Raw genomic sequence first — 18,840 nt, 5'->3', positions numbered from 1 at the left:
GGATGGAAAATGGCTATCGTAGCAGCAGACACCGTATGGGTGATGATATCTTCCGCACTTGTTCTGTTAATGCTTCCCGGGCTTGCATTGTTTTACGGGGGGCTCGTCCAGCGCAAAAATGTCCTGAGCAGCATGATGCACTCGTTTGTTGCAATGGGCATAATGGCAATAGAATGGGTAGTAATAGGTTACTCGCTTGCTTTCGGGACCGGCAACTGGTTCGTAGGCGGGCTTGAGCACGCGTTCCTGCAGGGGATTGACCCTTACTCGGTAACAGGGACCATTCCCACATACGCATTTGTCGTATTCCAGGGGATGTTTGCAATAATCACGCCTGCCCTTATCTCCGGGGCTATTGTCGGGCGTGTTAAGTTCAAGTCATACATCGCATTCATTGCACTCTGGGGACTTCTCGTCTATGACCCGGTCTGCCACTGGGTCTGGGGAGGCGGCTTCCTTACAGGAGAAGCCCTGGACTTTGCAGGCGGCACGGTTGTCCACGTAACTTCGGGCATCTCTTCCCTTGCAATTCTGGTCTACCTCGGCAAAAGGAAAGGTTACGGCTACGATTCCCTGGAACCCCATAACCTCACCCTTACCATGCTCGGGGCAGGGCTTCTCTGGTTCGGGTGGTTCGGGTTCAATGCCGGCTCGGCCCTTGCTGCAGATGAGATCGCAGCAGTTGCGTTTATTACGACCCTTGTTGCACCCGCAGCCGCATCCCTTACCTGGATGGCTGTAGAATGGCTGCATGCGGGAAAACCGACCGCTATCGGCTTTGCCTCAGGGATCCTGGCAGGGCTCGTTGCAATCACCCCTGCTGCCGGTTTTGTCACTCCTATGGCGGCAATTCCGATAGGTATAATCTCCGGAATTATCTGCTACATGGCTGTGGAGATCAAAGGAAAACTCGGGTATGACGATTCCCTGGACGCTTTCGGGGTCCACGGGGTCGGCGGAATAACAGGTGCCCTTCTAACAGGCGTGTTTGCAAGTGTGGGTGCTACAGGGCTCCTTCTTGGCAACCCGCAGCAGTTAATGCTCCAGCTAGAAGGGGTTGTCATAACGATTGTCTATGCGGTTGTTTGTACAATCATAATCGGATTCGTGCTCCAGAAGACTATCGGATTCAAGGTAAGTGTAAGCGAGGAAAACATCGGGCTCGACCGGACCCAGCACGGCGAGATCGCATACAACGTTTGAGTGCAGGTAATCTTTCATCTGCACTTTTTAATTTTCTTCAACTTTTTTTTTCAAACTTTTACCTTTACTCACTTACCTAACCTTCCCTCAACTTTTTTCAAACTTTCACCTCCTCTCACTTTTTTAACTTCTTTCTTTTCCGGTTGATCTTCGACTTTTTTCTTAAGTTTCCCTATACGAGAGCTTTTATTCTCCAAACTTGAACTCAGGAGTATGTTTGAAGAAATAGGTAGCGTAAGAAATGAAGCCGATTCGGATGCCCTTCAGATCCTTGCCCTGTTCAAAGACAGCATAAGTGAGATACGCCTGAAAGAGCCCGAGTCCGTATCCGCATATTTCAGCCCTGACTATTCTCATTACCTCGTGATCCATACTCCCCTTTCCATCCGCTACCCCGAAAAGAAGGAGGAATGGAACCTGCGCTTTAGCCGGGATACGGGGGTTTCACTTGTGGAACTGGTCCTGGCCAATGAGGGCAGTGCTTACGTTAAGGGCCTGATGGCCGTAAACGGCTCGAAAGTCTACGCAATCCTTCCGTTTACCTCAATTGATGCGGAAAAAGCGGAGGCTGCCGTCTATCCCGAAGACAGGATGGGAAAGGTGAGAGCCGTGGTCCTTCCTGATGTCCTTCCCAGGATCAGGGGGGAAAGCATCCTGGACGTTGGTTGCGGATTTGGGAAAATCACAATGGAAATTGCAAGAAATAACCCTGATTCAAAGATTTATGGCATCGATATACATGACTCCCTGACCGGGCAGGCTCAGATGAACGCTGATATCCTGGGAATTCCAAATGTGGAGTTCAGGAAAGGAAGCGCTTACGCCCTGCCTTTCGAAGCCGGTTCAATTGAAACCGTGACCTGCTTTTTCATGCTCCACCACCTTGAAGATATCCGGCATGCCCTGCTTGAGATCAAAAGGGCATTGAAAAGCGGAGGGTGGTTGACTGCAGTTGAACCTCTCGGAGACAAACACCGTCATGGGCCGCAGCTTTCGGAAGGCAAGTGGAAAGAGCTTTTTGAAGATGCGGGTTTTGGCGTAGAGGTGGAAAGCAGGGCAGGTGCAGTTTTCCTGAAAGCCGTAAAAATAGAATGATGCCCTGTAAAAAGACGATAACTCAGGAAAGATCCTTTTAGATAAACGCTAAGGAATCAATGACCCTGTTTCTCTTTTTTGCAATACAGCGTAAGATAAAGACCAAATCAATTCTACAGCCAATTTTTTATACGCTATCAGGCATTGCGCACGCCAATCTTTCTGTATATCCCCCCTGGCGTGTGTTCTTTTTCAAAATGGTGAGGGGCGTTCATTATTCATTTATACGTTAGTAGCAGACTCTTTTCATGTCGCTATCTCTACGCTACACGAATCTTATCCTTATTGCGGTGCTGCTCGGAGCGCTGCCTCCGGCCGCCGGATCCCTTTAGGGAAGTGAAGCTGCGCCTGTAGATCTGAACGATACCACGGTGTCGGCCGACCTTGCATACTATACGGAACAGCTACCGCCCTACAACTATATGGAGAACGGTACGTTGAAAGGTATCTCCGTTGATCTCCTTGAAGTGGTAACCGATAAGATGGGGAAGAAGGTGAGCCGGGAGGAGATAAACCTCGTTTCCTGGACTGAGGGATATCAGGCGGCTCTTGCCGGGAACGGTACGGTTCTCTTCAGCACGGCAAGGACTCCCGAACGGGAGCAGTCCTTCAAATGGGCCGGGCCTATCTACACGGATAAGGAAGTCCTCTTTGCCAGGCGATACCGGGGAATCACGATAGAGAGCCCTGAAGATTTGGAGGGGTACCGGATCGGGGTGATCGCCGACGATGTCGCGATCCAGCAGCTGCTCGATATTGGAGTTGACCAGAGCCAGCTCGTGCCCGGAAGCAACGTATCGGCAATCATCGCCGGACTCGAGAGCGGTGAGATCGACCTCTGGGCATGCCCTGAGGCCGCAGGCAGGTACTTCACCGAAGAGGTTACAGGGAACGCTTACTCCTACACGGTCGTGTATCAACTAGAGACCCGGGATCTTTACTATGCCTTCAGTAAAGACGTCCCCGATTCAGTCGTCCAGTCCTTCCAGCAGGCAATCGACGCTGTCAAACAGGAGAAAGACGCTAAGGGTGTCAGCACTTATGAGCGGATCCTTGGGCGCCACATTCCATCGATCGGCCTTGCCCAGCTCAATTACCTGACCGAAGAGTGGGCTCCCTTCAATTACCAGGGAGAGGAGAATGTAACCGGTATCTCTGTCGAGATCCTCGAAACGGTCTTCAAAAATATCGGCGTGAACCGTTCACGGGAAGATGTCCGCATTGTCCCCCTGGCGGAAGGTTTCCAGGCAGCGCAGAACAACACAAGTACGGTGCTTTTCTCCATCGTCCGCACCCCCGAGCGTGACCCCCTTTACCGGTGGGCAGGACCTTTTGCCAGGGCCAGTTTCGTCCTCTATGCACCGGTGAGCAGCAATATTACAATCTCCTCTCCGGAGGATCTCAACCAGTACCGGATTGGCGCTGTAGAGGCTTCCATCGAAAATGACCTCCTTGCCAGCCAGGGTGTGGGTGCATCGCAGATAGTAAACGGGAAAACCCCAGAGGATCTTCTAAGGATGCTGGAAGAGGGCCAGATCGACATGTGGGCAACAGGGGACTTTGCAGGGCGGCACCAGATGCTGCAGACTGCAGCCGATCCCAACGCCTATGAGATAGTGTATACTCTGAGCGAGGACGACCTCTACTATATCTTCAGCAGGGATGTCCCTGACACACTGGTCAGCGCTTTCCAGCAGGCTCTCGATAATGTGCGGGATCAGAGGGACGAGCAGGGAGTCAGCGATTATGAGCGGATCATCTACCGGAATCTTGGGGTCGGATGCGCCCAGCAGACATTCACGGATGACGTTGTGGTGGAGCTTGTAAACATAACTGCCGCAGCAATCGAGAAGAATGCCTCCTATACGTTCCAGCGCATCAACGCAGGCGAGGCTCCGTATCTGAACCCTGAAGACCCGGGCCTCTACGCCTTTGTCTACGATATGAATTTGACCATGGTTGCACATGCGGATAACATTCAGCTTGTCGGCACGAACTTCAAGGGCAAGACAGATGTTACCGGTAAACCGTTCCGTGACGAAATTTTAGAAGGAGCCCTGAAAAACGGGACTGGATGGGTGGATTATGTCTATCTGCACCCGACCCAGTCGAATCTGTACTATAAGACCACATACTACCGGTTAGCTCAGGGGAGTGATGGGAACTCCTACATTGTATGCAGCGGCAATTACAAGGACTGCCAGAACCAATCGGAAGTGACGCCGACCCCCAAGCCGACGCCGGATACAAGCTCCACTGCATCTCCTGAGGAGCTCGTGGCATTCGTCGAGAAAGCCTTCGAATATGCGCACGTAAACGGGCAGGAAGCCGCTCTTCTTGAGTTCAACAACCAGACCGGCAAATTCGTTGAGGGTGAACTTTACATCTTCGCATATGACATAAATGGCACCACCCTGGCTCTCCCCTTCCAGCCCGAGATTATCGGGACGAACCGGTGGAACGTCACGGACGCGAACGGCACCGCATATATTCAGGACTTCGTCGCCACCACGCAGTCTGGAGGAGGTTTCGTCCGGTATCTCTATCCTGACCCTTCGGATAACTTCATAGTCAAACAAAAACTCAGCTACGTGATGATGGTGGATCAGGACTGGCTCATCGGGGCTGGTATCTACGATCCTCCGGAGAATTCGCCTATCGTGATTGCGGGAACGGATCCCGAGGTAAGAGATGGCCTGAAATCCTTTGTCGGGGAAGCTATTGCGTATGCCGGTACGAACGGAAAGGATGCTGCGATCGCGGAGTTCAACGACCTGAACGGGACCTTTGTCCGCGACAATCTCTATGTCTATGCCTTCGATTATGACGGAACGACCCTGGCGCTCCCCTATCAGCCCGATTTGATAGGAAAGGACCTCTCCGGGCTCCAGGACCCCTACGGGGTGAATTACACTCAGGTCGAGATTTTCCTGGCGCAGCAGGGAGGAGGGTTCATCTTCTACCATTACTACAACCCCGCCCGCAACATGGCGCTTGAACCAAAGATGAGCTACGTCCAGCCTGTCGACGAAACCTGGTGGCTCGGGGCAGGGGTCTACATAGAAGACCTGAACCTGGCCACCTGACCGGGGTTAATCATCAGGAAATATTCACCCCCGGTATCTATTTTTTCGAATCTAATACATGGTTTGCAACCTCTACTTTCAGGAAGGGCCCACTTTCTTTCGGTTTCAGGGGCATGATCCGGCTGCTGCCTTTGTCTACGACGTTCCCTATCACGCTGTCAGGCATTTTTTTCATTTTTCCTGCCGGAGCGTATGGACACTTTAGCTGCCTATTTCACTGCCCGTTTCACCGCCTGTTTCACTGCCTGTTCCGTTGCTTAAATTCTAGATATTTTGAGGCTTGATGCTCTTCCGGCACTTCTATTGACCGCCTTTTACTCCGCCTTCCGGGAAAGGGTTAATAAACAATTCCATAGTAAATTGCAGAGCCTAAATGAATAACCGGAAGACCCTTTTATGATCCCTCAAGCCTCCTATGACATCATCGTGGTGGGTGCAGGGCCTGCAGGCTCCACCGCCGCCATGTACGCCGCAAGAAGCGGTGCCTCGGTCCTTTTAATCGACAAAAAGCAGGAAATTGGAAACCCTATTCAGTGCGCAGGTTTTCTCCCCGGTTCGGGGGAAGTCCGGGCTCTCCTCCCTGATGCTGAACTGCCGGAAACCCTGGACAACTACCCCGGGTCCTGCATTCTGCAGCCCATCAAAACCCAGCGCATCATTCCCCCGAATGGTAGCGTGACGGAATTCCCTGTTAAAGGTGCAGTCCTTGACCGCCGCCGTTACGACCAGTTCCTTGCAGAACAGGCAGCCTGTGCAGGAGCGGAGCTGATGGTAAAGACCCGTGTTACAAAGGTCGAAGGAACAACAGTCGAGACCTCCGGAGTTTTCGGGAAACACAGGATTCATGCGAAGGTTATAATCGGAGCCGACGGCCCCAATTCCCTGGTCGCAAAGTCAAAAGGTCTCTCCTGGAAACCTGGTTCGAAAGAAACCTCCGTAGCCATTGAGTACCAGGTAAGGAACGTCGATATCGATCCCGATGCCCTTGAGATGTATTTCGGAAAAGACTTTGTGCCCGGAGGCTACGCCTGGATTTTTCCCGAAGGCGAGGACAGGGCAAATGTGGGGATCGGGATCCGCACCGGCATGGCAGAAAAAGGGGTATCTGCAAAGGAGTACCTGCACCGCTTTATGAGCGGCCACCCTCTTGCAGCCCCTAAAATGAAAAACGCTTCTGTAATGAACGTAATTGCAGGCATCATTCCTGTAAACGGTGCTCCGGAAAAAACGGCAACAGAAGATTCTCTGATCGTTGGCGACGCAGCCGGGCACGTTATCGCAACAAACGGGGGTGGAATCCCTCCTGCCATGATTGCAGGAAAAATAGCCGGGGAAACCGCCGCAGAGTTTGCTGCCGGGAAATGCAAACTTGAAGAGTACGACCGGCGCTGGAGGGAGCAGTTCGGGAAGGGGCTTGAAACTTCGGTTCAGGCAAGGCAGCTCATGGACGGGATCATGAAGTCAGATACCCTGATGAATGCGGCTTTTAAGTTCATCTCTCCCGAGCAGATGAAAGCCATGCAGTGCGGGAAAATGCCCGGGGCCGTAAAAATGGGGTTGCAGGCCCTGAACCGAAAGAAGAAGTGAAAATAAGAAGTGAAAATAAGAAGTGAAAATAAGAAGTGAAAATAAGAAGTGAAAATAAGAAGTGAAAATAAGAAGTGAAAATAAGAAGTGAAAATAAGAAGTGAAAATAAGAAGTGAAAATAAGAAGTGAAAATAAGAAGTGAAAATAAGAAGTGAAAATAAGAAGTGAAAATAAGAAGTGAAAATAAGAAGTGAAAATAAGAAGTGAAAATAAGAAGTGAAAATAAGTTTCAATTAATCAGGCTCATGCCTCTGATTCTTTTTCCATTTCCTCCTCGCTTTTCCTTAGCTCGGTTTGTGCATCTTCCTTATTGTACCTGGCTTCAGGATAACTCGGCCTTATTTCAAGTGCTTTGTCGAAGCAGGCAATGGCGTCCTCGTACCTTTTGAGGACCACGTACTCAAGCCCTTTGAGGTTCCAGGCCCCGGCAAAGTCAGGCTTTAGCTCGATCACTTTGTCGAAGTATTCGATCTTTTTCTCGGGATCGGTTTCACCAACTGCGAGCCGGTACCACTCTTCTGCGGTCTTGCCTTCGATTTTCTTTTTCAGCAGTTTGTCCAGAAATCCCAATGGCATCACTCCCCGTTAAATATAGGCTTTACTGGCAGAAATAAGTAGTGTCAGAAAAGGTCGTGACAGAAATAGGTCGTGACAGCCTTAAAGCCTTTAAATCTCTTTTTTGGAAGCTGACGCTATCTGATGTATGTTTATTGAATCCCGGTTTTTTGTTTGTTCTTGCAAGGTTCAAGGCTTTTTCAAGTTTTCAGAGCTTTCCAGGTCCTTCGGGCCTTTTCAAGCTTTGAGGGTTTCTTCCGGCCTTCCGAGTTTCTGGAGGAAATTTCCTTTTTCATTCCAGGCAGCAGTTGACCGGGGATCTAGCTTGAGAGCTTTATTATAACATCCCAGGGCATCTTCGTATCTTCCGAGGGTGGCCAGGACGTCGCACATGTTGAACCAGATATTTGCATTGTCCATCCTTAGTTCCAGCGCTTTTTCATATGCTTCAAGGGCCTTTTCGAGCTGTCCTAACTTAACTAAAACAATCCCCCTGTCATTCCAGGGGCCTGCAAATTCCGGTTCAAGTTCAATGGCTCTGTCACAGGCTTCAAGCGCTTCCTCGTATCTCTCAAGCACGTAGAATGAAGCTGCCATACTTCCCCAGGCCCTGAAAGATGCCGGGTTTAGCTCGAGGGCTTTTTTGAGGGCTTCGAGGGCTTCCTCATGCTTTTTAAGTTTGCGGAGTACTTTTCCCTTTCTGGTCCAGGAAGAAGCATCTTCAGGGCCTATTGAAAGTCCCTTCTCATAAGCCTCAAGTGCTTCCTCACACTTCCCTATAGTTTCCAGAGTATCTCCCATACAAAGCCAGATTTTCGCAAAATCAGGTTCAATGGAAATGGCTCTGTCAAAACAGTCAAGGGCGTTTTGTGCTTTTCCAATTCGGGCATAAGCAATTCCTTTATTGAGCCAGGTCTCGGCAGTCTCAGGTTCCCGGGAAAGGACCTTTTCATAACATTCAACGGCTTCTCCGTACCTCGCTGCAGCGAAAAGGGCATTTCCTTTATATACCAGTGTTTTCAGGGAGTCCGGGCCGATCTCAAGAGCCCTGTCATAACATTTGCTCGCACTTTCTGCAACCCCGAGTTCCAGCAAGGTATTTCCTTTCTCAATCCAGGCTTCAACATATTCAGGATTGCTTTTTAAGGCCCTGGCGTAATACAGTAATTTTTCTTCCGGATCTGACGTGTCCAGCCCCTTCTCAAACCATTCTTTAGCCCGTTCACGGTTAACAGTGGTATTTCCAGTTTCCCCATTTTTTCTCCTTCGACTAATAGTATCACCCCGTAGATACATGTCCCCAAAAGCCAGGTATGGCTTTCTTAATTCTTAACCTTTATGAAGTTCAACCTTTTAAAACTTTTTATTTCATTCCATAATTTTTAAAAATTCCACATTGACTTGCAGTCGACTGTCTTATTTATGTCCAGCTGGTATATAAAGGGTCAAGTATGAATACTCAATCACAGATTTTTTCCCGGGTAACTCCGTGATACCAGGACTCTTTCAGAGGCTGGAAAGGAAAAAGAGATGGGATACTGATAAGTGAGTTTTACGGAAAGGGACGTGTGGAGGTAGAACTCTCAGCCTCCGAATTCCTCATTCCATTTTTCATACTTCGCAAGCTGCGCTTTTGTAAGCGGCGACCTGATCTTCTCAAACGCCGTTTCAAAATAATCGAATTTAAGGGAAGTTACATTTAGCTTTCGTTTCTCCAGCTCCTTGTAGGGGAGTTCCGCAAGCTTATCCAGGTCTTTATTCTCTTCCCGGATCATGTTCCACATAGCCTGCTGGCAAAGGTTCTGGAGGTCGCGGCCGGCGTAAAACTTTTCAACACAGGTGGAAGCAAGCTTGTCCAGGTCGAGCTTTGAGGCGTCAAGGTCCTTTATGTGGATTTTGATAATCTCCTTGCAGGCGCTTTTGTCCGGGAGGGGCACCATTATGCGGCGCGGAAACCTTGAGAGAACGGCTGCGTCCAGGTCCCAGGGGGTGTTTGTGGCGGCCAGGGTGAGCATTAGCCTGTCACTTTTCTTGTCCTGCAGGCCGTCGAGTTCCGAGAGGAGGGTCGAGAGCAGGCGGCGGGAGGACTCGCTGCTTTCGCCTTCCCTGGAGAGGCTGATGGAGTCAAACTCATCGATGAAGACGATTGAGGGGGCATGGTTCCGGGCAGCTTTATAGAGGGCGGAAACCAGTTTCGAGGATTCCCCGAAGTATTTGGAAAGCACATTGTCAGCTTTTACGTTGAAGAATTTGGCGTCAAGGCTTCCGGCGGCTGCGGCGGCAAGGAGGGTCTTTCCGGTCCCAGGGGGTCCGAAGAGCATGATCCCCTTCCAGGGTTTGATCGAGCTTGGTTTCTGGAGCCCTGCAATGGCTATGGTCTCTTTCATGAGGCGCTTGACTTCGTCAAGGCCGCCGATGTCGTCCCAGCGGACAGAGGATTTCTCAATAAGGGCTTCGGCCTGGGCAAGCAGTTCGTCTTCGCCTTCGACCTCGGCTCCTCCGGAGTTTCCATTCCCGCTCCCACTTCCGTTTGCTCTTCCCCCTCCGGTCCTGTTCCCTGCACCGCTTCCGGCTCTTCCTCCGGTCCTTCCGGAACGTGAGTTTCCTTCCCTCTGTGCCCGGATGGAATTTTCCACATTATCGCCCATTCTTTCCCACTTCTCGGCCTTTTCAAGGTAAGCGCTTTTCTGGGAAGGGACTTTTTCGGCCAGGACTTTCATTATTTTCGCGCATTCCAGGGCTTTTTTCTTTGCTTTTCCTGCGTTTCCCTCGGTTTTTGCCTGCTTGTACTCTTTTGTGGCGTTTTCTAGGGAGGAGTACAGGGGTCCTGTCAGATCAACTTTCATTTGTGCACCTCATGGCGGCTGAGTTCGTTGTTTGAAGCTTTTTCCGGCTCTTTTCCGATATTTTCTTATTTTTTCCCGGCTACCGTATTCCGGAATGTATTTTCCGGGCTTTCATTTTCCTTTCCCGGCTTATACTCCGTGTTCTTTCATCTTTTTCTCAAGATTTTCTTTATTGTACAGGGCTTCCCTGTACGAGGGCCGGATTGAAAGGGCTTCTTCATAGCATTTCATTGCCTTTTTATACTCTCCCAGTTCGGCGTGGGCATTTCCCAGAAGGTTCAAGGCGCCTGCAAAATTCGGCTTCAGCTTTACCACATTGCCGAAGCACTCAACCTTTTTTGCAGGGTCTTTTTCCTTTGCGCCCTGCTCGAACCAGTCCTGGGAGTTTTTCCCGTCTATTTTTTTCGTAAATATTTGTTCAAAGAATCCTTTCAGTCCCAAAGCTCTGCCTCCCGAAGTTTTTTACACGGGGTTTATATTGATTTGTATGCCGGATTTACTCCAGGTCCCGTGGCCTGTACTCCTTATTCTCATTCACGACTTCTTCTGCCTCTTCAGGGTCAAGGTCCCCTTCTTTAACAGCGTGGATTGCGCTCAAGATGTCGTCCAGGTCATCTTCCTGCTCTACCCCGGTCAGCATTGCCGTGGAGGTCATGTCAATGATGGAAGAGACTATCTCGTCCCGGTCCTGAGCTTCCAGGTTCTGGTTGACAAGCCAGTTCTCAAGCTTTTCGGGCTCGAGCTTTTTGACCTTGTCCCAGACCCCGGTTGCCTGGAGGTCGGCCTGGTGCTCCTTGAGGATCAGCATGTTGGAGACGGCCCGGAGTTCCTTGTCGAGTTTTGCCTGGGCGGCGATTTTCATCTCCTTTCTCTGGGAAACGGTCTTGATCCTGCGGGCCAGGGTGAGTTCTTCACTTTTTGATTTGGCGGCTTTTGCTTTTTCGAAAAGTTTAGCTACCTCACTTTCCGTTGCCCTGACTTCAGCCTGGAGGTCTTCGATCTTGCGGTTCAGTTTGATCTCCATAACCCGGAGTTCTTCGGTCTTCATGGAGTCAATCGGGTCCTTGCTTCCGAACAGTTTTGAAAAGATGCCCATCCTTTCCCTCTCTCTGGTTTTTTAGGCTCTTGCGGTGTTCTGCCTATTTTGATGTTCTGCTTCTGATCTTGCAGACATCAGCCCGTTCAAAACTCGGTTTCTTCCCTGTCTTTTTCAAGGCTCTTTTCAAGGGAGATGGTCTGCTCGACCTCATCCACGTCCATTGCCCCGGTCTCAACACTGCTCCAGGCATCAAGGAGCTGGGACTCGGCTTCGTCTTCCCCTGCTTCGAAGTCTGTGATGTCCATCTCAAAGACCCTGTTCAGGTCGTTCAGGACTTCATCGAAGTCTTTTCCAACAAGGCTGGTGTTGATGAGGGCACTTTCAAAGTTCTCAGAGCCGATTTCCCCTATCTTGTCCCATATCTTGTTTTTCTTGAGGTCCTGTTCGTACTTCTTGACCACGGTCAGGTTGGAAACGAACATGTACTGCTTGTTGATTGTCGTGAAGTTCTTGAGCTTAAGCCGGGCTTCGGTGTCGAGTTGCTTGATTTCCTGGGCAAGCATCTTTTTTTTCATCATGTCTGCCCCGACTCCCTCCTGGAACTTCTGCTTCTTGTCCTTCTCGATCTTATTGATGTCTTTCCTGATCCTTTCCATGCGGTTCTTCAGGCGGATCTCCTCTTCCTGGAGGTCCCTTGTGTTCAGTTTGTCAACCGGGTTCTTCTTAAACGAGTCCATTATGTCCTTGATTCCCATGCTCATCACCTGCGGAGTTATTTCTGGCCTGATTTCAAGTTTAATTTGTAATGTCTACTTTCAAGTTTAAGTTCTAATATTATTTTCCAGTTTAATTTTTAATGTTATTTTCAAGTTTAATTTCTAATGTATATTTGATTGTTTTAGTTGTTATATTTTATTTTTTTCAAGTTGTTTTTGGTATATTTTGCTCTCTTCCTGAGTTCAGTTGCTTATTTTTCATGACTTTAAGTCTTGATAGATTATTAGCGAGTGCTTGCTATATAAATTTTCCTCCAATATGGAGAATAAATCTTTATTTCCTATATTCTTAATTTTAACAAATTTCCTGAAAACTTAATATATCCAAAATGGAGATATATTTATATAGGGCGATCTCCCTACTCTTTAAAGATGGAATATCTGTTTACCATTGATTACGGTTCGGACGCCGAACGCAAACGGATTGATTATACTATCGAGCGGTGGAGTGATAGGGCAAAGGTAAAAAAGCCCAGGGGCGCCGTGCTGCTCTTCAAAGGCCCCGACGTGGATGAGTTCATTGAAGACCTCTATTCAAGGCTCGATATTGATGCCGGAAAGGTGGAGATTTTTCGGATTGAGCCGTATGAGCCTTCCGTTGAAAAACAGAGCCGAAAACTTGTTTATGAGAGCCCTGAGAGGTTTGAAGCTATCCAGAGCTTTTTGAATTATCTTATGAGCAAGCTCGGGGCCAGTTTTGAGTATTCCACTGAGAATGCCAGTTACTACACCGCTTACACAAAAAAAGGGCAGGCAGAACTTGAGATCCGCTGGATCGGGTGTGCCGGTGGGGATGAGGGGGAAGAAAGGGCTCTCCGCTTTGTAATCAGCGTCGAAGGATATGGAAACGTTGTTGATTTTATTGCCGATAGGCTTGATGAGGAAATGAGAATTTTCCTTGGATAACTAAGGTAAATGAATTCAGAAGACCATTTATGCAAAATAGCACTGAAAATAAAAGTAATATAAATAACAAAGTACTGAATATAAAAAGTACTGAAAATAATTTAAGAATATATTGAATATAATTTGGGAATATTCTGAAAATAATTTAAGAATATCAGCAGGGAAGATGAGTATATTTCTTAAACGGTAGGGTGAGTACATTGTTTGCAGAGGGAAATATCGAATGTGTTGAAAAACTTCTGAAACCCGCAAAAAGGGTGCTGAAAGTAGGGATGCCCGTAAAGCACGATGCCTTTGAGCGAAGAGTCGATCTCTGGAACAAAATCCGGATGAATTACGACAGCTACCTGGATGAAGAATGCGGGACCTTCCTGAAAGACCTGGACCAGCACTTCTGTTCTCTTTTCGACGGCTCGCTCCTGGTGCTTGCGGCAAGTTTCAGGGAAAACGGGGAATTTTTCGGAGCCGCAAACATCTTCAGTGCCGAAGAAGTCGAACTTTACCGGAGAATTGAGCGCTACAACCTCTTTGAAATCCTCTCTGCAGACGATATAAGGAAAAAACTCATCCAGAAAGACGATAAGGTACTCGAGCTTCTCAGGGACTACTACGTTTCCATGGACTCCTGGGTGGGCGAACAGCTCGATGACCCTTCCCTCAGGCTCACTCTGCGCTATTACCTGAAGAAAAAATGGGACGGCTACAAGGAAAAGCTTAACACGGCAGTCAGCTCCTCGGTCCTGGAACTGGACTGGCTCAAGTCCCTGATCAAATCCTGGGAATCTGCAACCGACGCAAAAGTCGAGGCAAGCACGAAAGAAATCGGGGCGGAAAAAGAAAGGGCTGAGGCGGAAAGGGAACTTGCCGAGGCTGAGCTTGCAAAGCTGGGAACGGAAAAAGCCCTCGCAGAAGAAAGCCTCAGGCAGGCTGAAGCTGAAAAAGCCCGGGCAAGCGAGCAGATCCGGGGCCTTGCATCCGAAAGGGAAGCCGCAGAATCCAGGCTCAGGGAGATGCAGGCTGAAAGGTCGGGAAGTGAAGAACAGATAAAAGCCCTCGAGTCCGAAAAAGCAAAGGTTGAAGAACAGATCCAGGCCCTTGCTGCTGAAAAAGGGCTGGCGGAAAAGCAGGCCAGTGAAATGGCTGCCGATAAGGCAAAGGTTGAAGAAAAGTTCAGGCGGCTTTCGGAAGAAAAAGCCCTGATGGAAGGAAAGGGCAGCAGGTACGTCAAACTTGAAGAAGTCAAGCAGTACGAGTTGAATTTCATTGGCAGGGTCGAGCACAAACTCGGAAACTCGGTAACCCTCGGCGGTAAAAACTACAAAGTGGACTCCTCCAGGGAAATTAAGCAGGTTGACACTTCCAGCTTTGCCGAAAGCTTCGGGCTCTCCGAGCGGGACCTGAAAAACCTTCCGGAAAACCGAGCCCTTCTTGCTTCTTTCGTGGAAAAGAAGCTCCTCGGGAAAAAGCAGAGGTACGCCCTCAAAGCTCTCTTCTCCGCCCGTGTGGAGCGCTATGCGGAGTCTGGCTACGACACCGACCCCCTGGAACTCAAAGACGTCAATGCCTACCTTGTGGACGCCAGGGATGAAGCCCGGGAAAAAGGAGAATCCGCTCTCCTCTGTCTTGCCTCTCCTACCGGTTTTGAAGATACCATAAGCAGCTACATCAGCAGTGATGACTTCCACCGGAACTTCCTTTCAAAATACCTCTCCGTCTGCCTCCTTGACCTTGAAACCGGAAAGCAGCTCTACAACCCTCACGACACCCTCGCAAAGGAGTTTGCAGGAATCTGTGAGATGGAAACCGAAACCGAAAAGAGCGAAAAATTGAATCTTGAGGTCCGGAAAGCGATAGAAGACGGCCTTCTCGTAAAAGATTACGTGGTCTTTGGCGACCTCATGAAAAGCTTCGGGAACACCCCTGCCCTGAAGTCTCTGTTTTATGATTATGCTGATGAGGGGGGCTTGAAGATCCAGTTTGTTGAGGATGTGGGGCTCGTTCTGATGCGGGAAGGGGCTTAAAATTCTTTCCGGGGGTTGGCAGGGTGAGGTATGATAAAAGTGTAGCCGCTAAAAAATGGTTTGAGCGAGGAAAGAAAGCTCCCAGTTCCGATGAAAAATTGTATTGCTTTGAAAGAGCTTTAAAAACGGCTCCGAATTATGCTTATGCGTGGAATAGCAAGGGAAATGTGCTGTATAAGCTTGGTCGTTTTGATGAAGCGTTGGAGTGCTATGAAAATGCACTCCGAATAAAGTATAATTTTGCCAGAGCTTGGGTTGGGAAAGGAAATGCGCTCAGGAGATTGATGCGAAACTCGGAAGCTATGAAATGCTATGACAAATCTATTTCCTTTTTCCCTGGCAACGCTTATGCCTGGAATGGGAAAGGGGATGCACTTCGGGCTCTTGGACAATATAAAGATGCTATCAAATGTTATAGCAAAGCAAGCAAACTAAAGGAAGACCTTTCATACCCCTGGAACGGTAAAGGTTTTGCGCTTTATGAACTTGGTTTTTATGAAGAAGCAATAAACTCTTTTGATGTGGCTATTGGCATCTATCCTATCTTTCTTTATTCGTGGTTAGGTAAGGGAAATTCCCTCTGTAAACTTGAAAGGTATGATGACGCAATAATCTGTTATGGGAATGTGTTGAGATTAAATCCTGAATTTGATGAAGCAAATAAGGGTAAAAAATATGCAGAGGATTGTTTAAATGAACGCTTGAGTTCTCATCATGATGTTAAAATAAAGAATGAGGTGCTTAACCGGTGTTTTGTTAAAAATCTGGTAAGTTTAACTCTACTTTATGCAGAAATGAATGATAGGCCTGAAGTACTCAATAAGCTAGAAGAGTTAAAGGACTATATGGGGAAACATGATGAACTTGAAAGTTCCGTGTCTCAATTAGAGTACATGCTGAAGCATGATGTTTCTATTGGGGATAATTTTGTAGAAGGGTTGGAGGTTCTGCTTAAGAAAATTGAAAGGGGGACTGGGGAGTAAGCGAACTCTACAAGGAAATAAAAGAATTTTTTACAAAAATATTAATATTGTTTCCTTATATAATTTACAATAACGTTCGTGGTTGATTCCTATGACTAGAAAACCCCCCCTTCAACTGTTCTTACTTCTGGTCCTGCTCGGCTGCATGGTACAGTGCGCGGCAGCCGGGTCCGGTGATGAGAATCCCTGGGTCTATGAACCCACCAATGACATCTACGGGATGTACGACGGGATAAACGATGTTTTCTGGGTATATGACCCGCTAGACGACGTCTTCTGGAAACTGGATGTGTATAACGGGGAAATCTCAGGGCTTACCGGATATTCAATAAGTTACAGTCCGGATTATGATCCATCGGGTTCTTATGATCTTTTCTGGGTTCAGGGGGCAACCGAATACGAAATTTATGCCTACGACTCCGGTTCCGAGCAGATTTTTCTGTATGACTCCTACAATGCAGCTTACTGGGCATATGAACCTGACCCGGACCTTGTATGGGACTATATTGAGGCAGGGGAAATGTTTTCTGATGGCGGGGCTGCTGTCGGTGTCGAATCTGATGACTGGGGAGAGGATTTGGCTGAAGATTGGGCTGAGGATTGGACTGTAGAAGAGAGGGGGGATTCTTCACTTTCTTCCGAATCGGAGCCTTTCCTTACAAATGAAGAACTGGTTGACAGTCTGGTCTGGCACAGGACTGAAAACGAGGGCTATTTCTGGAGTTATGCTCCTGCAAGAGACTTTTTTTTGATGTATTCCCCTTACAACGGGATTCTGGCTGTTTATGAATCCAGGGAAGACCTGTGGCGAGTTTACGGGGAGCCTGAAGCCAGAGAAGTTGCCTGGCAAAGGGAAGGAGATCTCGGAATTGTCTGGATCTATGACCCGGCCGGAGACCTTTTCTGGATTTACTATCCCGATGATGAATTTGTACAGGGTTACGCGGTTTCCAGGGAACTTTTCTGGGACCATCCTGTAGAGAGGCTGAACTTTGCCGGGGAAACTTCCGATAGAGTGCAGAGTTCTTCTGCCGGCCAGGTGGTTCTGGATAACCCCGACGACTCTTCCGGGGAAGGGGGAGGGTTCCTTGTCCTGCTCTTTATTGTGGGCGGGATGTTTTTGCTGAAGCGGAGAAGATCTAAAAAGAGGGCAAATTCTACTATGCATCCGGGTCATTCAGGTAAACGGAGACGGTCAAAAAAGAACGCAGAGGCTGCGATGTCTCCGGCTACTCCGGTTCCTCCGGTTCCTCCCGTTTCTCCGTGTCCCTCAGATCTTTCAGCTCCTTCAGGTTCCGCCTCTAATGCTGATGCGCCTTCAGTGAATACTTCCTCCCGGGTTGATGCGGATTCACCGGTTGATGTGGCACCTCCTGCAAAAGATCCTGTTCCACCGATAGTTGATGCCGTTCCTCCGGTTGCGGCTTCCAAACCTGCATCTGCGCCTTCGGGTGCTGCACGGCAGGCACAAAGTGTCGTGGAAGAGGGTGTTGTAGAAGAGGAGGTAGGATTGAAAGAAACCCTGTCAGGAGACGGGGTGCTTTCCACCGTTGAAGGTTTCCCTGCTGCGCTTCTTTCAAAGTACGAGCCTCTTGAGCTGCTCGGAAAAGGCGGCTTTGCATCTGTTTTTAAGGCAAAGAGGAAGGATGATGGCGAAATTTTGGCCCTGAAAATTCCGCGGATCGACGAAAAGACCAGCTCTTCTTTCATAAAAGAAGTGGCTGCCTGGTACAACCTGAACCATCCGAACATCGTAAGGCTGTATAAGTCCGACCTCCTGCCCGTGCCTTACCTGGAGATGGAATATGTCGAAGGAGTGGAAAAAGGCGGCATTTCGGTCCTGGAACTTGAAAAGTACCCGAAACCCCTGCCTGACGCCGAAGCCTTGAAGCTTATCCGGGGGATTGCGGCAGGGCTTTCCCATGCCCATTCCAGGGGGATCTACCACCACGACTTAAAACCCCTTAACGTGCTCCTCCAGAGTGACCTGGCCCCGAAGATCACAGACTTCGGGCTTGCGAAAATAGGGGCTAGAAACTCCCTGACCACTCACAACGCCTATTCTCCCCTCTACGCAGCTCCCGAACAGCTCGATGAATCGCTTTACGGGAAACCTGACCGGAGGACGGACATCTACCAGCTCGGGATGATCTTTTACGAGCTCCTTTCCGGAAAACTTCCCTATTCCGGGTGCTCGATGGGAGCCGTTCTCGGAAAAATCCTTTCAAAAGAAGTAAAGCCCGAAGCTATTTCCGGAATCGACCCTTCCCTTGGCCGCTATGAAGGTATCGTTGAAAAGATGCTTGCCCAGGAAAAAGCGGACAGGTACCAGGAAGTCCCGGAATTCCTTTCAGCTCTCGACGCTCTCGAAAGGCTGGACCGGGAAGAAGAAGAAATGAAAGAAAGCCTGGTAAAGACAAAACAGACCCTCAAAATAAGCACGAGCCGGGAAGAGATCAAAAAGATTGTCTGTGAAATGGTTGAAAAGACCGCAAAGGTTGCTCTTCTTTATGCAGGTGTCAACGAGAAGCCCGAACTTTTGAAGGCTCTGGAAGACCTCCGGGGTTATGCCGGGGAAAACCTCCCGGAACTTGACAGTGCGATTTCTCAGCTGGAGTACATGGTCCGGAACGGAATCCCCGTAGGAAAGGAATTCGAAGAAAGCCTCAAGGTCCTGCTTGGGAGAATTGAGGGCGAAGCCAGGAAAGAATAACTAATCTATGACTGGATAAATAAAAACGA

16 protein-coding genes are annotated in these 18,840 nt (G+C 48.9%); 8 read left to right on the top strand and 8 right to left on the bottom strand.

The window, feature by feature from the left end:
• Window positions 1-9 precede the first annotated feature (9 nt).
• The gene (locus ACSAZK_RS06525) at window positions 10-1,203 is read left to right on the top strand and encodes an ammonium transporter (RefSeq protein WP_440956559.1); all 1,194 of its coding nucleotides are present in this window, start codon (window positions 10-12) and stop codon (window positions 1,201-1,203) included.
• Window positions 1,204-1,271: 68 nt separating this feature from the next.
• Here ACSAZK_RS06525 and ACSAZK_RS06520 read toward each other — a convergent pair whose 3' ends face one another.
• Complete coding sequence (locus ACSAZK_RS06520; protein ID WP_440956558.1) at window positions 1,272-1,400, bottom strand: hypothetical protein; 129 nt, start codon at window positions 1,398-1,400, stop codon at window positions 1,272-1,274.
• A gap of 16 nt (window positions 1,401-1,416) precedes the next feature.
• On the opposite strand from ACSAZK_RS06520, the gene ACSAZK_RS06515 reads away from it, so the two are divergent.
• Both ACSAZK_RS06515 and ACSAZK_RS06510 read left to right on the top strand, forming a co-directional pair.
• Window positions 1,417-2,298, top strand: coding sequence for a class I SAM-dependent methyltransferase (locus tag ACSAZK_RS06515; protein WP_440956557.1), 882 nt, complete (start codon window positions 1,417-1,419; stop codon window positions 2,296-2,298).
• Window positions 2,299-2,669: 371 nt separating this feature from the next.
• Window positions 2,670-5,384 (top strand): cache domain-containing protein, encoded by a 2,715-nt coding sequence (locus ACSAZK_RS06510; protein WP_440956556.1) that lies wholly within the window; start codon window positions 2,670-2,672, stop codon window positions 5,382-5,384.
• Between the two features lie 37 nt (window positions 5,385-5,421).
• Here the strand turns inward: ACSAZK_RS06510 and ACSAZK_RS06505 are convergent, their stop codons facing one another.
• On the bottom strand, window positions 5,422-5,559 hold the full coding sequence (locus ACSAZK_RS06505) for a hypothetical protein (protein WP_440956555.1): 138 nt from the start codon (window positions 5,557-5,559) through the stop codon (window positions 5,422-5,424).
• Window positions 5,560-5,780: 221 nt separating this feature from the next.
• On the opposite strand from ACSAZK_RS06505, the gene ACSAZK_RS06500 reads away from it, so the two are divergent.
• A complete protein-coding gene (locus ACSAZK_RS06500) occupies window positions 5,781-6,971 on the top strand; it encodes a geranylgeranyl reductase family protein (RefSeq protein WP_440956554.1) in 1,191 nt (396 codons plus the stop codon).
• A 244-nt stretch (window positions 6,972-7,215) separates the two neighbouring features.
• Here the strand turns inward: ACSAZK_RS06500 and ACSAZK_RS06495 are convergent, their stop codons facing one another.
• The 6 genes from ACSAZK_RS06495 to ACSAZK_RS06470 form a co-directional block, all read right to left on the bottom strand.
• Window positions 7,216-7,542, bottom strand: a complete 327-nt coding sequence (locus ACSAZK_RS06495) for a tetratricopeptide repeat protein (protein WP_440956553.1) — start codon at window positions 7,540-7,542, stop codon at window positions 7,216-7,218.
• A 222-nt stretch (window positions 7,543-7,764) separates the two neighbouring features.
• Entirely contained in the window at window positions 7,765-8,823 is a 1,059-nt protein-coding gene (locus tag ACSAZK_RS06490; RefSeq protein ID WP_440956552.1) for a tetratricopeptide repeat protein, read from the bottom strand.
• Window positions 8,824-9,110: 287 nt separating this feature from the next.
• Window positions 9,111-10,373, bottom strand: a complete 1,263-nt coding sequence (locus ACSAZK_RS06485; RefSeq protein ID WP_440956551.1) for an AAA family ATPase — start codon at window positions 10,371-10,373, stop codon at window positions 9,111-9,113.
• 129 nt (window positions 10,374-10,502) lie between these two features.
• Window positions 10,503-10,814, bottom strand: a complete 312-nt coding sequence (locus tag ACSAZK_RS06480; protein ID WP_440956550.1) for a tetratricopeptide repeat protein — start codon at window positions 10,812-10,814, stop codon at window positions 10,503-10,505.
• A gap of 55 nt (window positions 10,815-10,869) precedes the next feature.
• Window positions 10,870-11,469 (bottom strand): hypothetical protein, encoded by a 600-nt coding sequence (locus ACSAZK_RS06475; protein WP_440956549.1) that lies wholly within the window; start codon window positions 11,467-11,469, stop codon window positions 10,870-10,872.
• An 86-nt stretch (window positions 11,470-11,555) separates the two neighbouring features.
• On the bottom strand, window positions 11,556-12,167 hold the full coding sequence (locus tag ACSAZK_RS06470; protein ID WP_440956548.1) for a hypothetical protein: 612 nt from the start codon (window positions 12,165-12,167) through the stop codon (window positions 11,556-11,558).
• 393 nt (window positions 12,168-12,560) lie between these two features.
• Here ACSAZK_RS06470 and ACSAZK_RS06465 point away from each other — a divergent pair, with 393 nt between their 5' ends.
• The 4 genes from ACSAZK_RS06465 (at window position 12,561) to ACSAZK_RS06450 (ending at window position 18,811) form a co-directional block, all read left to right on the top strand.
• A complete protein-coding gene (locus tag ACSAZK_RS06465) occupies window positions 12,561-13,094 on the top strand; it encodes a hypothetical protein (RefSeq protein ID WP_440956547.1) in 534 nt (177 codons plus the stop codon).
• Between the two features lie 200 nt (window positions 13,095-13,294).
• A complete protein-coding gene (locus ACSAZK_RS06460) occupies window positions 13,295-15,115 on the top strand; it encodes a hypothetical protein (RefSeq protein WP_440956546.1) in 1,821 nt (606 codons plus the stop codon).
• A gap of 23 nt (window positions 15,116-15,138) precedes the next feature.
• Complete coding sequence (locus tag ACSAZK_RS06455; RefSeq protein WP_440956545.1) at window positions 15,139-16,098, top strand: tetratricopeptide repeat protein; 960 nt, start codon at window positions 15,139-15,141, stop codon at window positions 16,096-16,098.
• 91 nt (window positions 16,099-16,189) lie between these two features.
• Window positions 16,190-18,811, top strand: a complete 2,622-nt coding sequence (locus ACSAZK_RS06450; RefSeq protein WP_440956544.1) for a serine/threonine-protein kinase — start codon at window positions 16,190-16,192, stop codon at window positions 18,809-18,811.
• The last annotated feature ends 29 nt before the right edge of the window (window positions 18,812-18,840 follow it).

The organism is Methanosarcina sediminis, from assembly GCF_052056915.1.
Classification (GTDB): domain Archaea; phylum Halobacteriota; class Methanosarcinia; order Methanosarcinales; family Methanosarcinaceae; genus MTP4.
Note: the sequence above shows the minus strand (reverse complement) of the source record. Positions and strands in the feature narration are given on the sequence as shown.

Bases quoted from the DNA above. Each gene is read 5' to 3' on its own strand.
- ACSAZK_RS06500 (WP_440956554.1), top strand. From the start codon at position 5,781: ATGATCCCTCAAGCCTCCTATGACATCATCGTGGTGGGTGCAGGGCCT.
- ACSAZK_RS06505 (WP_440956555.1), bottom strand. From the start codon at position 5,559: ATGAAAAAAATGCCTGACAGCGTGATAGGGAACGTCGTAGACAAAGGC.
- ACSAZK_RS06515 (WP_440956557.1), top strand. From the start codon at position 1,417: ATGTTTGAAGAAATAGGTAGCGTAAGAAATGAAGCCGATTCGGATGCC.
- ACSAZK_RS06450 (WP_440956544.1), top strand. From the start codon at position 16,190: ATGACTAGAAAACCCCCCCTTCAACTGTTCTTACTTCTGGTCCTGCTC.
- ACSAZK_RS06470 (WP_440956548.1), bottom strand. From the start codon at position 12,167: ATGGGAATCAAGGACATAATGGACTCGTTTAAGAAGAACCCGGTTGAC.
- ACSAZK_RS06525 (WP_440956559.1), top strand. From the start codon at position 10: ATGGCTATCGTAGCAGCAGACACCGTATGGGTGATGATATCTTCCGCA.
- ACSAZK_RS06465 (WP_440956547.1), top strand. From the start codon at position 12,561: ATGGAATATCTGTTTACCATTGATTACGGTTCGGACGCCGAACGCAAA.
- ACSAZK_RS06475 (WP_440956549.1), bottom strand. From the start codon at position 11,469: ATGGGCATCTTTTCAAAACTGTTCGGAAGCAAGGACCCGATTGACTCC.
- ACSAZK_RS06490 (WP_440956552.1), bottom strand. From the start codon at position 8,823: ATGTATCTACGGGGTGATACTATTAGTCGAAGGAGAAAAAATGGGGAA.
- ACSAZK_RS06485 (WP_440956551.1), bottom strand. From the start codon at position 10,373: ATGAAAGTTGATCTGACAGGACCCCTGTACTCCTCCCTAGAAAACGCC.